9 protein-coding genes are annotated in these 14,625 nt (G+C 53.9%); 3 read left to right on the top strand and 6 right to left on the bottom strand.

Annotation, left to right across the window (positions count from 1 at the left end):
• Positions 1–47: 47 nt before the first annotated feature.
• From LOC67_RS01530 to LOC67_RS01515, 4 genes are all read right to left on the bottom strand, one after another.
• The gene (locus tag LOC67_RS01530) at positions 48–1,409 is read right to left on the bottom strand and encodes a DUF1552 domain-containing protein (RefSeq protein WP_230260682.1); all 1,362 of its coding nucleotides are present in this window, start codon (positions 1,407–1,409) and stop codon (positions 48–50) included.
• Between the two features lie 99 nt (positions 1,410–1,508).
• Positions 1,509–4,055, bottom strand: coding sequence for a DUF1592 domain-containing protein (locus LOC67_RS01525; protein ID WP_230260681.1), 2,547 nt, complete (start codon positions 4,053–4,055; stop codon positions 1,509–1,511).
• 402 nt (positions 4,056–4,457) lie between these two features.
• Entirely contained in the window at positions 4,458–6,122 is a 1,665-nt protein-coding gene (locus LOC67_RS01520) for an ABC transporter permease (protein ID WP_230260680.1), read from the bottom strand.
• Entirely contained in the window at positions 6,119–7,498 is a 1,380-nt protein-coding gene (locus LOC67_RS01515; RefSeq protein WP_230260679.1) for a hypothetical protein, read from the bottom strand. The genes LOC67_RS01520 and LOC67_RS01515 overlap by 4 nt, the downstream gene beginning before the upstream one ends.
• 219 nt (positions 7,499–7,717) lie before the next feature.
• Here LOC67_RS01515 and LOC67_RS01510 point away from each other — a divergent pair, with 219 nt between their 5' ends.
• Together LOC67_RS01510 and LOC67_RS01505 are read left to right on the top strand one after the other, a co-directional pair.
• Positions 7,718–8,611, top strand: a complete 894-nt coding sequence (locus tag LOC67_RS01510; protein WP_230260678.1) for a leucine-rich repeat domain-containing protein — start codon at positions 7,718–7,720, stop codon at positions 8,609–8,611.
• A gap of 85 nt (positions 8,612–8,696) precedes the next feature.
• On the top strand, positions 8,697–10,349 hold the full coding sequence (locus LOC67_RS01505) for a hypothetical protein (protein ID WP_230260677.1): 1,653 nt from the start codon (positions 8,697–8,699) through the stop codon (positions 10,347–10,349).
• A 107-nt stretch (positions 10,350–10,456) separates the two neighbouring features.
• Here the strand turns inward: LOC67_RS01505 and LOC67_RS01500 are convergent, their stop codons facing one another.
• The gene (locus tag LOC67_RS01500; RefSeq protein WP_230260675.1) at positions 10,457–11,401 is read right to left on the bottom strand and encodes a fructosamine kinase family protein; all 945 of its coding nucleotides are present in this window, start codon (positions 11,399–11,401) and stop codon (positions 10,457–10,459) included.
• Between the two features lie 140 nt (positions 11,402–11,541).
• Between LOC67_RS01500 and LOC67_RS01495 the strand changes: the two genes are divergently transcribed.
• Complete coding sequence (locus tag LOC67_RS01495; protein ID WP_230260673.1) at positions 11,542–13,494, top strand: redoxin domain-containing protein; 1,953 nt, start codon at positions 11,542–11,544, stop codon at positions 13,492–13,494.
• Between the two features lie 64 nt (positions 13,495–13,558).
• On the opposite strand, the gene LOC67_RS01490 is transcribed toward LOC67_RS01495, so the two are convergent.
• The gene (locus tag LOC67_RS01490; RefSeq protein WP_230260671.1) at positions 13,559–14,353 is read right to left on the bottom strand and encodes a hypothetical protein; all 795 of its coding nucleotides are present in this window, start codon (positions 14,351–14,353) and stop codon (positions 13,559–13,561) included.
• Between the last annotated feature and the right edge of the window lie 272 nt (positions 14,354–14,625).

Below are 14,625 nucleotides of genomic sequence, written 5' to 3'. Positions count from 1 at the left end.
GAAACGCATTTGTGCTGTGGTTAGATCACAGTGCTAGCTCACCGTGCTTAGATCACCAATCGACCGCTGCTGTCACCAATCGACTCAGCCGGTGTTCCCATCATGTCCAACATTGTCAGGAACAGATTGGCCATGGGGCACTCATCACCGGTATCGATGTAGCGACCGGTTTCGATTTGCCCGGAAGCACCGCCCGCCATCACGATCGGCAGGTCTTCGTGGCGGTGACGATTGCCATCGCTAATGCCACTTCCGTAAAGCACCATCGACTGGTCGAGCAAGCTTCCACCGGCATCCGATGTCGCATCCAACTTTTCGATGAAGTACGCGAACTGCTCCACCAAGTATCGATCGATCTTGGAAAGCTTTTCGACCAGGTCTTCTTTGTTGCGGTGATGGCTCATCCCGTGGTGGCTGTCGCTGATTCCGATTTCGGTATAGCGGCGATTACCACCGGCGTTGTCCAACATCATCGTTGCGACACGAGTCGAATCGGTTTGGAACGCGATTACCATCAAGTCGAACATCAACCGCGCGTGTTCACGGAACTGCTCGACGCGCCCGAACGGGACTTCCAAATCAGGCAATGCAGCGGCATCATCTCGCTCGCTCTGTTCGATCCGTTGCTCGATCTCGCGGATCCCTGAGAAGTACTCGTCCATCTTGCGAGTGTCGGTCTTGCCGAGACTCTTCATCAGGTTCTTTGCATCACCACGGACCACATCCAAGATACTACGACGAACGCGGTTCTTTTCACGACGCTCATGTGCATCGCCGCTTCCAAACAGCCGCTCGAATGCCAACCGAGGAATGGTTTCTTTCGGCATGGGCTGCGTTTCGTTGCGCCATGAAATGTTGCTGCTGTACGCACAGCTGTAGCCGGAGTCACAACTGCCCGCGTTGCGGCTGCCTTCGAGTCCCAATTCGATCGAAGGCAAACGAGTCTTGCCAGCAAGCTGCGATGCGGCAACTTGGTCAACCGAAACACCAAGATGGATGTTGCCGCTCGTTTTAAGCGGGCGGGCGGCTGTTAGGAACGTCGCCCCACATCGCGCGTGATCGCCAGCACCATCTTTGTATCCCCGACCATTGTCCAGTGTCAGGTTACGGAACACATTGATCTTTTCCTTGAATGGACTGAGCGGCTCCAGTGTTTTGGAGCATTGCCAATCGCGTGGATCGTCGCTGTCGCCTTTGATAGGTGTCCAATCGGGAACGATCACACCGTTGGGAAAGAAGACACAGGCCATGCGTACCGGACGGCTGATTGAATCCGCAGACGCATAAGCGCTGCGTGCCATCGGTGTCATCGCCTCCAAAAGAGGCAACCCGAGCACGGCACTGGTGCCGCGCAAAAGAGTCCGTCGGTCGAGACGCTTTTGTTGAATCGGTTTCTGGAGAAAGCTCATCGCGTTTTCGCTTTGGTAGGACGGTGTAGGCGGGATCGCCTGCGGTAAATCGAGCTGGTGGGCAGCCCTCAGCAGCAGGCAAGACGGTGGGAGGCGGGATTATCGGGAAGGTGATTGGAAACGGAATTGTCGACTGTCGACAATCGCCGAAACGATGTCTGCGAGTCGAAAACCGTTCTCTCGGGTGGTCTGGACGACTTCGTCGATTGTACAACGATCGTCGGGTGTTAGCTCGCGACCGATCGCGAAGGTCAACATTCGCTCGGTAATTGTCCGGGCTAAGGCTTCAATTTCGGTATCGCCAAGCATTTTGCTCAACTCAGCGCCACCGTTAAAGGAGCGTCCGTCAGGCATCGCTCCGCTGGCATCGATCGAATGACCACCGTCTTCTGTACGGTATCGGCCAATCGCATCAAAGTCATCCAAGCCAAATCCGAGTTGATCCATCACGCGGTGACATGACGCACAACCGGCACTTTGACGGTGCAGCTCCAACTGTTCACGCAACGAAGCATTCGCCGCTGCGGAACCCGATTCTTCTAATTCGGGAACCCCGGCGGGTGGATCGGGAGCCTTGATTCCTAAGATGTTTTCTAAAATCCATTTGCCGCGGAGCACCGGACTGGTCCGTGTCGGCATACTCGTCAAGGTCAGCACACTGGCGTGCGAAAGCAGACCACGGCGAGGTGTTCCGGCTAGGGAAACCTTTTCGAATTGAGCTCCATTTGATTCAAGCCCATAGAGCTTCGCGAGCGGCGAATTGACGAACGAGTAATCTGCGGTCAAAAATTCGCTGACCGGCAAATTCTCTCGCATCACATGCATGAACAACAACTCGGTCTCACGACTCATCGCTGATTTCAATTCGTCGTCAAACATCGGAAACCGTTCTTCGTCGGCTTCGTGACCGTCAAGATTTCGCAGTCCCAACCACTGTGCCGCAAAATTGCTGGCCAACGCGTTGGCGTGATCGTCACGAAGAAGTCGCTGTACCTGATTACCAACTTCGTCGCCCGTCAACTTGCCTTCGTCGGCCAGCTTCAAAAGCGTCTTATCGGGTGTGCTGCTCCACAGAAAATACGATAGGCGTGCAGCTAGCTGATGCTGTGTCAGCTCATAGTCACCGAACTCGTTTGGCTTTGCATCTTCACTGGGAAGCTCTGCCCGGAAAAGAAATCGTGGACTGACCAACAAAGCCGTTAATGCACGGCGCATCCCCACGTAAAACGATTCACGTTCGCGAGTCGCTTGTTCGACCAATTCGGCGTAGGGTTCGATCTCTTGATCAGTCACCGGACCGCGGAAGACCAATGGCATGATCTCGCGCAGATTCTTCATTGCCGTTTTCTTGACGTCACGATACCGCCCCCGATCTCGCGGCGGCATTTCACGCACGAGTTCGAAATGCTTTGGCGGAAACGCTTCTTTGGGATGACGCTGCGGACCATTGATATCAAGCGAGCGGTACATGAATGGATGCTCGCCAAAGTCAATCCGTCGATTGGGAGCCACCGGCGTTGCCAACTCGGCGAGAACCTGTTTGACGACGGAGTCATCCATCTGGCCAACTTGATCGAACCGCGTCTCGTTGATCTTCAGTTCGCGATCGTCATAGACCGGAATAAATGCCAGGCGTTGCTTGCCCTTTGGCAGATGAACGTTCTGTCGCATGGAGTCTGAACTGCCGCTGCCGCCAAAGTACTTCAGTTCGTCAACCGCTAAGACGAGGCCTTCGCCATCAACAATCGCGACACGAATTGGATCGGACTTTTCACTGGAGACTCCGCCCCGAACTTCGACGCGATATTCACCTTCGAACGGCACATCAATATCGACCCAAGCGAAGCTGGTCTTATCCACGAAGCGGCCATTAAAACTGCCGACTTCAAATTCACCATAAACGGGAATCTGATCAGGAGCCCAATCTTTATCAAGCGAAGCAAACTCGTCAGGATCACCGATGACGTCCGCAGCGACCGACTCGGCCGCCTGAAAATACTTTTCGATCAACATCGGGCTTAGCGAAAGGACGTCCGCGTTGTTATCAAACCCGGCGCCGACTTCATCTGATGGGAACTTATTGGCCGGCTCTAGGTTTGTTCCAAACAGGTCGCGAACGCTGTTGTTGTATTCGCTACGGTTCAATCGCCGAACCGTCACCTTCCCCGCCTTGGGACGCAGGTCACAGGTCGACGCGAATGCCGCATCCTCTAAAGCGCGGACAAGCTGTTTGCGTTCTTCAATCTCGGGCGTGTCGTAATCTTCCGGCGGCATCGCACCGAATCGAACCATTTCCAGCACCCGCTGCACCTCCGCAGGACTGGTGTTCTGCAAGGTTTCAAACGGTGTTAGATCGAGCCCAGCTTCTTTAAAATCGGCATTGTGACAATCGACGCAGTAGGTCTGCATCAAAGGCAAGCCTTCGCTTTTCCAAGCAGCCAATTGCTCTGCGGCAACTTTTTGCAGCAGTTCGTCATCACCAGCAGTGTCCGCAACCTGATCGCTGCCGGGCTTATTTTCGCCCGGCTTATCTTCACTGGCCGTATTGTCACTGGGCTGATCTGCAAACACAGCCTGACCGTGCGAAAAAACGGCAAGCGTTGCAAACAATAAAATGATGGCCTGACGAACCTGAATGCGCTGCATGGGATTCGTGAGCCAATCGATCGTTGGACCGGGCACGTATGCTCAGGGGTATTGGTAGAGGCGGGACCGAAACTGTGGCTGCGTCAGAGGATTAACGCAAACTCCAAACTGGGAACTCCGCTTGGGGAGCGTTCCGGCGTAGGGTGGGACCGTTGTATTGTAGAAATCTGGCGATCTATTTCCACCCAAATCACACGACTAAGACGATCGACAGCCTCCAATCATCGCACTTCATTCACAAATGGCGGCAAAACGCCACTCGTCAGACAACCCAACCCCCACCGTTTGGCCAGCAAAACCGCAGACATTCCGACTAGTCCACCACCAACGGTTCATCACATGTTGGATGCCGCGATGAACGCCTGACAACTGTTAAAACCACACCATAAAAGACGTGTCCGCCTAGAACTCCATCAATGCGACGATCAGGTGAACGAACAAAACGAACAGGGTGGTCCACAAGACGGTTGAAGTAATCGAATGGCTAACGTCACTTGCTGAGCGCTTCGGCGATAGCCCTTGATAGTAAGCGATTGTGGCGGTTCCCAAACCACACACAACATTCTTGGCCAGCACCCAATGCCAGCCCAGCGGTAACCATTGTTCGGGCCGAAACAGATTCCTGTCGAAATGGAGCTGCCAGTAGTACGGGCCGACCTCAGGAAACGACATGGAGAACGCAAACATGCTGACCAGCCGTGACGTCTGGTAGGCGAGCGTTTCCAAAACGGGCGTCCCAAGGACGAACGCGATTGCGATCGGCAGAAACAGATATGCCCTCGACGAAACACCGAGTGTCTTCATCGCATCCACCTGCCCGCCATACTGTTTTACACCGACATCGGCTGCAACAGCGGCACCGCAACGGGCTGCAACCAAAATGGTCGCCAGGATCGGAACAAGCACTCGATAAAGCGCAAAGCCAATCGAAGCGAGAAGCTCGTCTATCAATAGTGGCTGGGTGTAAACACGAAACGGTAAGAACCGAAACGTGAAATACGTCGCGGTGAAACCGATGATCAGTCCCGCAATGATCAGATAAACCCAAGCCGAAGGCCCGGCAACCAAGCGTGCATAGTGCAATGTAAATCGCGCCGCCCAGCGGTACCGCGGGACATAAGGGACTAAATCAAACGGCAGCTTCAGCGCCGCGACCAAGGCACCACCGGTTCGCTCCAAGGTCGGACCGACGATTCGTTCGGTTAAGCTCGGTTTCGCTGCGTCTGTGTCTGCATCGGCTCGATCACGCGCCGGAATCATCAGATTCGGGATTTGGTCCCAACGTTCGCGTTCGACTTCGACAAGTCGTTCGCCCTCGGGATCAAGCAGATAAACCTTGTCAGCGATCGGAATCAGTGTTTCGTAGTCATGAGTCACAACGATGCTTGTGCGGTGATACTGTTCTTGTGTTTGCCGAATCAACTCGGCAACCAGTCGACCACTCGCCGCATCCAAACCGCTCGTCGGTTCGTCGTACAAAATCACTTCGGGTGAAGCCGCCAAAGTCCGCGCGATTGCCAGTCTTTGTTTCTGCCCACCGCTTAGGTACGACACGGCGGTCTTCTGTGGAACCTGCAAGTGCTGCAACCACTGGCTTGCCGTCCAAGCGTGTTGATCACCTTTGCGTCTGGGGCGATGATCGATCGCGAACTGAACGTTTCCTCGCGCCGAAAGCTCGTCGAAGAGCGCAAATTGCTGAAAAACGATTCCAACCGATGGTTTGCCCTGTACCGATGGTGACGCGTTCGCATCGGACGTTTCGCCGTTGTTGTCCAGTCCCCTGTTATCCAGCCCTGAACCGATCGTTCCCGACCAGCGAATCGAATCTCCATTGGGTGGACAAAGCCCGGCAAGCAAACGGAGCAGCACACTTTTGCCGGCACCGCTACCGCCAACGATCACGGTGATTTTCGCTGCCGGAAATACAGCATCGGTCTCGCGCAGCAAACAACGCTCACCGGCCATCACTGTCAAATTTGATAGGCACAGCGAATGCGCATCGGGCAATGGCGCGTTCAGTTCTGCTTGGGCCGCATCCAGCGGTTTGGGTTCGTCGGAATGATTCATTCGTCCGCCATTGCTGAACCCAAATCCGTTTCGGCCATGTAGACCACTGGATAGGGTAAATGATCTTTCGCAAGCTCGATGACACCGTTGTTTGCACCGGTGTGCCAAGCGACAATCCATTGGCGATCCTTGCGCAGGATCTGGCTGCGCAGCACTCGCGCGAAATCGGGATTGATCCCCTGCTCTTCATTACCAAACAAGTCATCGCCAATGCTGCGAATAACAGGCTCCAATCGCTCACTCGCTAAATCCAAGGCCGCATTCGCTTCTTCGCTCGTCCAGACTTCCCGCCAAAGTTGCCGAAGTTCTTCGTTATCGACGAACGCTTCTTTCAAGATGACCTGAACGAGCTTTCTTGTCTCGGGATCGGATGCCAACTCTCCCGCCGCACGCACAGCTTCGCGACGAACTGCATCGTTCTTCGTCACGTCAGTCACGGTCCTTTGGATCGCGACAACGATTTCATCCATGTGGGATTCCAAGATCGGCACAGCATCCTCATCGACAAACCGCTGCCATTCTTGACGCAACAAATCTTTTTGAGGCAAAGGTGACTTGTCGTAGATGGCACGCCAACCGAAACGAAAGATCGAAGCACGGTCCCAGATTTCGCGGCCAATCTTTTCCGCCGGCGGGCGACCATGCTTTTGAACGATCGGAAGAATCTCTTTCTTCGCCAGCGGGATAAGCCGATCTTGAACCATTTCTTGATTCCATCGTCGGCCCAAGCGTTCGATTTCGCCGCGGTGATTGGCAACCGCATCGCGAAACCCGTTTTCGATGATTGGCAGCGATCGACGGAAACTCTCTTCCACCAACGGTGTCAGCGCTCGCGACAGTTCCTCACCATGTTGCTTCATCGCTTTGGTGATTCGATCGCGTATCAGTGCCTGCTTTTCAGGTGGCAGTAGTGTCTGGACGACCTCTGACAATCGGCCGGTGCTTCGATAGCGGAACATCTGACACTGTTCCGGATCGACTGCTGAATCAGCGTTGGCCTTTCCAAGACTCCAGGACTCGTACCAAGTCAACTGAACATCACCACCTGCTTGAGGGGCAACAGCTGAGACATGTCCGACTTGACGAAACAGCATCTCACGGCTGCCCGCTTCCTTGGGCATCGCAAGAAAAATAGGATCGCCTTTCTGCAGTTTTCCGTCAGTATCAACGCGTTCGATGACATGCACAGACCCCATCAGGTAGCTTGCCACGGAAGCCAGACTAGCCGACGTTTGCCGCTGGCCATTGCTGACAAGATCAGGGTGCCCACCCTGCGTCTCAGGATGCTGTGCTTCAGGATGCTGTGCTTCAGGATCTCGCGCGACCCAATACGCCGACAACAACGCGGACGATAAGAGCACCAGCCAAAAGGCCAAGCCGACGATTCGTTTCGAATAACTTGTCAAACCGCTCACCCCAAGGATTGGCCCCGAACCTCTTCGATTTCAGGCATCAATTCGCGAAATTTGGGGCGCAAGTCAAAACTCACACGCCCCCCTGTTCTTCTCGACGACATTCTACGACGAACCGAGTAAACTAAGGGCCTGCGAATCCCTCCTCAATCCCTCCCGATCAACGACAATCCATTGTTCGCCATGCAACCAATCGCCAGCAAACCATTCGGATTCTTTTTGTCGACACTTGTTTTGACCACCAGTTTGGTTGCGACGGCCGCTAAAGCCGACGACGCGGCCGAAAAAAAAGAAGGCGAAGCGAAAGCCGAAAAGGTCGTCTCAATTTTTCCAGACAAGGCACTTGAGGAAGCGGTCCGAAAGCAGGTCTTCGCAAAGAAATACAACGACGAGCCAATCGTTGCCGCCGATGTCGAAAAAATCTCTCGCGTCGAGGGCGTTGGTCAACAAATCAAAAACCTTGAAGGGCTGCAGCACTGCCACGCGTTAATGCTAATCGACCTGCGTGACAATCAGATCAGCGACTTAACTCCGATCGCCGGCCTGAAACGACTGCAATCGGTTTCACTTTCGGGCAATCGGATCAAAAGCTTAGAAGCGGTCAAAGATCTCACCGCGATGCAGTTGCTGGATGTTTCTCGCAACCTGATCGACGACTTAAAGCCACTCGGTGCGATGAGCAACTTACGAACGTTGTATGTCGCCGAAAACGACATCAAGTCTCTGGAGCCGATCGCTTCGCTAAGCAAGATATGGTCACTCGATGCGTCCGGCAATGAATTGCAATCGGTTGAACCGGTCGGCGGGCTGAAGTGGATCACGATGCTTGATCTTCGCAATAACGCGATCGTCGATGTCAAACCGATCGCACAGTTGCCCGCAATCAATATTCTGCGTTTGGACAACAACAAGATTACTGATCTGTCACCGCTGGTCGAAGCTTGTAAAAAAGATGCGGAAGGCGACAACCGATTTGCCCCATTCCTGCGTCTTTATCTAGACGGAAATCCGATCGACGAAAAAGCCAAGGCCGAAGCGCTTGAAGCACTCAAACAAGCCGGCGTCAAAATCAAATAGCCTGGCTTTAGCAGCACTGGCTTCGTCACGAACGATCGGAATCTGATGCTGATCTTCGATCGATTAACCAACTCGGATGGACAACGTGGTCAAGCGACCCAAACGACGAAAACCAAACCTTGCCCCCCTGGCGATCGATGACATTCCTAGCGGGGGCGAGCTTTCTGGGTGGCTTGCAAAGCAAACTTATCCACCCGCGGCACTGCGACAAGCGGCGAATGACCTCGCCGCTTCGGATCGCACTCTCGACGCGTTGTATTTGCTGGACCATCTGATTGGCAGGGAACTTACCTTGCCGGTGGACTGGAAAACGACAGGGCAGTTGCTTTGCAGACTTGGCGAATTTGCACAGGGGATCGATGCGTTACAAAAATACGAACGTTTCGTCCCGCATGATCCCGAGGGCAACCATGACCTAGGTCGTGCCTTTTATAAACTTGGTCGAACCAGTCTCGCACAACACTATCTGCGAAATGCCATACGTTTATCGAGTGAACTGTCGCCGCTACTTGCGCTAGCCACGATGATCCCTGGCGCCAGCGATGCCAGCCAGCACGAGATCCTTTTCTGCAGAACAGAGTTCGCCAAACAACTTGGCCAATCAGATCCGCCACTTCGGTTGATTACAGAGAACCAAGAATCGTCGCCCAACCGGCCGACTCCAATCGGCTTTATCTCCAGTTGGTTTGACAAAGAAAATTACATGAAACCGGTCTGGGCTCTAATCAACCATCTGAACCGCGATCGTTTCATCGTCCACTTTTTCGACGACACCGACTCAGATGAACAAGGCCGGCCACCGGGATACCAAGAAATCGCGACGGATGTGTGGCACGCCACTTCCAGCCGATCGAATGCGGACCTGGCAAAGCTGATTGCCGACAGCGACGTTCAAATCGCGATTGACCTGAATGCTTACAGCACGCCACATCGACTTGGCCTGTTCAACAAACGTTTCTCACCTGTCCAAGCCGCATGGTTCAATATGTATGCGACCAGCGGACTGCCCGAACTGGATTACATCATCGGTGATCACGTCACCGTCAAACCGGACGAAGATCAGTTTTACAGCGAATCGGTTGCCCGTTTGAACCAAAGCTACCTAACGTTCTCTGTCACCCACCAAGCTCCGCCATTGGTTGAACCACCGGTAACCCATTCTGGTCACGTGACGTTTGGGTCTCTGGTCACGTTCTATAAAATCACCCCAGCGGTAATCAAAGCTTGGTCAAACATTCTTCAACGGACTGCGAATTCGCGTCTGCTACTTGGCAACGCGGAGCTTAAGTCGAAACACAACGGACGGTTTTTGCTGGATCAATTCGAAACCAATGGAATTTCGCCGGATCGAATCCAATTGCTTGGCCCCGCGCCGCATGACCAGTTCCTCCGCTATTACGATCAGATCGATATCGCTTTGGACGCGTTTCCTTACAACGGTGGCACCACGACGATGGAAGCCATTTGGCAAGGCGTCCCGGTGATCACGTTCGATGGCGACCGGTGGGCTTCGCGGACCAGTGCCAGCTTATTGGCCGAAACGCCATTCGCAGAATTTATCGCTGAAGATATCGAAGGCTACGTCGAAACCGCAGTGCAACTTGCGACGGCTGAGGATCGCGATTCGAAATTGACAGAGCTACGTCGATCCTGCCGCACACAACTCGAATCATCAACGGTTTGTGATGCCCAGGCCTTCGCACGTGACATGGAATCATTGTTCGTTAGTTGGCTTTAGCAGGAACAGCCCAGCGATGACCCCAGCGACAAACTCAGCAAAGCTTTATCCACTTCACGTTCCGACCTTTGGATACCACCATCAGCTAGTATCCTAAGCCACAGTGGCTATTGCCTTAGCAACCGCTCCGCCGTTGCGACGCAGGCGCCATGATACGACGCACCAAAGAGGTTCAGATGATTGAGCTGGTGATACAGTTTGTATAGCTCGACACGTCGCTGCCATCCGTCTGGCATCGGCCATCGATCTTGGTACCCCGTGGTGAATGACGGTGGACAGCTACCGAACCAAACAATCATTCCCCATTCTGCCTCTCGACATCCACGATAGACAGCCGGATCGATGATTACTGGTTGGTCGTCGCTGTCGAACAGATAGTTACCGCTCCAAAGATCGCCATGCAGCAGGCTGCACACCGGATCACGACCACTTAGCAAGTCAGGTGTTCGCTCAATGATCGACTCACATGCTTTGATCAGACGGGATTCGGCGAGCCCCTGATCTCGGCTCCATCGCAATTGAAAACCCAATCGCCGTTCGGCGAAGAATTCTTCCCAGCTTCTACAAGGTTGATTTTGCTGGGGGGCGGATCCCAAGTAGTTGTCTTGATCCCAACCATGGTCTTCACCCTGGCTGGCGCGATGAAGCTCAGCCAGGCGTTCTCCGAACAAGCGAAAATTGTCAGCCTGGGAGGTGCCCTTTTTCTCGGCAATCCACTCCATCGCCAAGTATGCCTGGTCATCGACGAGGCCAACCGCGATGGGTTTTGGAACCCTGATCGTCTGGGTCGCCGCCAACGCGATCAATCCGGCGGCCTCCGCTTGAAAGTTCGACAGCATCTTGGCTGAATTTCGCTTCACGACAATCGGCAGTGTGCAACCACCGCTTTCTGATCGAAGAGGCGAGCCCTCGATTGCCCTCAAACAAGTCTCTTTGCCCTCTAACGAGATCGTGCAAACTTGCACATCACTGATACATCCGCCACCCAGGGGCCGACTGTCGACCAGCTCTGCGGAGATGCCAAGCAACTGAGAGATCTCACTGGATTTCATAAGGCAAGAGATTGCAGAAATGGATTCTGGGAAAATGAAACTATGAACGCCGGTCCGAGGTAATGTAATCTGATACGGCTTCTTGTTGCAAAATCCGTTTGGCAGCCTCCGATTACTCGACCTCTTGGACGCGATGGGTCATGACAGTATCTCGATTGACAGTCACGCTTTTTTCGATCGTTTGCTTGCTGTTGTCGATGTGCAATGGCAAGGTTCTCGCCGAATCCCCATTGGCGGATTTGGCGTCGCCGACTCTTGAAAGGATCGACCTGGACGATTTCCGCGGACGGCGTTGGACGATCAAGGATTTCGCCAAAGATGACGTGCTGGTAATCGCGTTCCTGGGAACCGAATGCCCGCTGGCGAAACTTTATTCAGTTCGACTTCAATCGATGCAGCAGGAATTGCAGTCCAAACAGGTTCGCATCGTTGGCGTGATGAGCAATCGCCACGACTCGCTGCTAGACATCACGGCCTTTGCAAATCGACAGAACATCAGGTTCCCTTTATTGAAAGACGCCGGTGCGAGATTGGCCGACGAACTGGGAGCCACACGAACCCCCGAAGTCTTCGTCTTTGACCAAGCCCGGAAACTTCGCTATCGAGGACGTGTCGACGACCAATACGGAATCGGTTATGTCCGCGATACCCCACGCCGAAAAGACCTGCAAGCCGCACTCGACGAACTGCTTTCCGGCAAAGATGTTTCGCTTTCGAAAACAGAAGCCGTCGGATGCATTATCGGCCGCAAAAAAGAACTGATCGCTTCGAATGAAGTCACCTATGGCGGTCAGATCGCGGGCTTGCTTCAAAAGCATTGTGTCGAATGTCACCGCGAAGGCGAAATCGCACCGTTCGCGTTGACCGAGTACGAAGAGGTCGCCGGATGGGCTGACATGATTGCCGAAGTCGTTCGCGACCAACGAATGCCTCCATGGCATGCCGATCCGAGCCACGGACACTTTGCCAACGAACGCCGACTGACCGACGATGAAAAGCAACTGCTGTACGACTGGGCAGACGCCGGCGCACCGGCTGGTGATCTGACCGACCTGCCAACCCTTCCGGAGAAAATCACCGATTGGCAACTGCCACGCGAGCCCGACATGGTTTTCAACGTCAGTCCGGAACCGTTCGATGTTCCAGCCGAAGGCGCGGTGCGTTATCAGTACTTTCGCGTTGATCCAAAACTGGAGAAAGACGTCTGGATCCACGCCGCAGAATTGCTGCCCGGCAACCGACGCGTCGTTCACCATATCCTTGCCTTTGCCGTTCCCAAGGGCGAACGCGATATCAATGGTGCGAGAGGCTTTTTGGTTGGCTACGTTCCAGGAATGCGAGTTGATCCGTGGCCCGAAGGTCACGCCAAACGCATCCCCGCAGGCAGCGAATTGATCTTTCAAGTTCACTACACGCCAATCGGCTTCAGCGTCAAAGACCAAAGCAAATTGGGGATATGCGTACTAGAAGACGACGAAGTCACACGCGAAATCGTGACGACCAGCGCCGTTCAAACACGCTTCGAAATCCCCCCACATGCCGACAACCACGAAGTCGCCGCCAGCAGCCCACGTTTCCCTGCCGACGCCAGACTGCTGGCAATGAGCCCGCACATGCACGTGCGTGGCAAAGCCTTTGAATACGCACTGGACAAAAGCGGTGACGTCCTGCTTTCGATCCCCGAGTACGACTTCAATTGGCAAACCACGTATATCCTTGATCCTCCACTGGATCTTGAAACGAACGACCGCATCGTTTGCAAAGCCGCATTCGACAACAGTAAAGGAAATTTGAACAACCCGGACCCGAGTGCCACCGTTCGCTGGGGTGATCAAACCTGGGACGAAATGATGATTGGCTACTACCATCTATCCGTCCCGCGAAGCGATACCCCCAAAGGCAAAGACAGTGCCGACCGTCGTCGTCAGCTGATCGAAAACGCCGTACGCTTGGCGACGTTTGACCGAATCGACAAAGATGGTGATGGCAAAATTACCAAGCCGGATACCCCGCGACGTTTCCACCGTGTGTTCGAAGAACTTGATGCGAATAAAGACGGCGTCTTGACGCGGTACGAAGTCGAAACGAAGTAATCGTTTGCGATAACAACATGTCAGCTGAAAAAAGCTACTGTTGCCACACCGAACTTTGTTCACGTCAGATCAATTCGATTTCTGACGCACGCAGCCAAAGGTCGCGTCCGTCACTTAGCGCCGCATGAACCCATTGATCGCGTTGCTCAATGACCGTGATCTCAACACCTGCCGGCAAGGGTTCCGTCAGTTTCGCGGGTGCTCCCGGAGAATCCGCCGATCGCGCGATGACGTCTGGAATGACGATCACTGCTTCTTCAGGTGAGTCGCCGCCACGCAGTGCGCCATGTATTGCAATGAACACGATCACCGCAACCCAACCAAACAACACCGGGTAAGCGATCCAGCGGAGCTTCGCCGGTCCGACTCTCGATGCGGCAAAGCACAACGCAGCGATAAAGAACATGACTGCGGCTAGCGACTGCCAGTCTGCCGATCGCAGCTGACGCATCGACCCCACGAATGAACCGAATGCAAGCATTTCATCTTCGGGCACCGGCACCCAACCGGGCAAGATCGAACGTGCGTGCACAAGGTTTTGACGTGCCTTTTCGTTCGAAGGATCCACTCGCAACGCACGCCGATATGCCAACACCGCACCGGCAAGATGATCGGCTCCCAAAGCCGCATTGCCAAGGTTGACATAGAGATCTGCCTTCACAGGCGGCGCGATCGAATCGATTGCTTTTGCGAAGTAGCGTTCAGCCCTCTCAAAACGCTCCGTACGCAAACCGCGTTCGGTCGTTTCTAAAGCGCGTTGGTAGTTGTCGATACCATCGCGCAACAATTCTTCCGGATCGGCCGATCGCCCTACAGTGGCTGAACTAAAGACGAACAGAATGACTAAATACGCTCTCATGCCGATCACTCGATTTGATGGAACTCTCGCCGTGAATCATCGATTGGCAGAAAATAATTGTCAATCGAGAACACCGAGACAACGCGTTCGGAGACGTTTTTTACCGATTCAATTCAACTTCGGTGTTATCGAAGTCAAAAAAATCATGCCACCACTTCGCTGGTTTTGGAACTGCATTTGCGACTGTTCCAAAGCCACGTCCCAGTCTTGTTGACCGAATAAGTCAACCAGACACGGCCGCCGCGAATCGACTTATACGCGGACAGGCAGAA

This window comes from Stieleria sp. JC731 (genome assembly GCF_020966635.1).
In the GTDB taxonomy this organism is placed as follows: Bacteria; Planctomycetota; Planctomycetia; order Pirellulales; family Pirellulaceae; genus Stieleria.
The sequence above is the reverse complement of the archived record's forward strand: the minus strand, read 5'-3'. Positions and strand labels throughout refer to the sequence as shown.

What these genes read in the sequence shown, in the direction of transcription:
- LOC67_RS01490 (WP_230260671.1), bottom strand. Translation starts at nt 14,353, where the DNA reads ATGAGAGCGTATTTAGTCATTCTGTTCGTCTTTAGTTCAGCCACTGTA.
- LOC67_RS01520 (WP_230260680.1), bottom strand. Translation starts at nt 6,122, where the DNA reads ATGAATCATTCCGACGAACCCAAACCGCTGGATGCGGCCCAAGCAGAA.
- LOC67_RS01530 (WP_230260682.1), bottom strand. Translation starts at nt 1,409, where the DNA reads ATGAGCTTTCTCCAGAAACCGATTCAACAAAAGCGTCTCGACCGACGG.
- LOC67_RS01495 (WP_230260673.1), top strand. Translation starts at nt 11,542, where the DNA reads ATGACAGTATCTCGATTGACAGTCACGCTTTTTTCGATCGTTTGCTTG.
- LOC67_RS01500 (WP_230260675.1), bottom strand. Translation starts at nt 11,401, where the DNA reads ATGAAATCCAGTGAGATCTCTCAGTTGCTTGGCATCTCCGCAGAGCTG.
- LOC67_RS01510 (WP_230260678.1), top strand. Translation starts at nt 7,718, where the DNA reads ATGCAACCAATCGCCAGCAAACCATTCGGATTCTTTTTGTCGACACTT.
- LOC67_RS01525 (WP_230260681.1), bottom strand. Translation starts at nt 4,055, where the DNA reads ATGCAGCGCATTCAGGTTCGTCAGGCCATCATTTTATTGTTTGCAACG.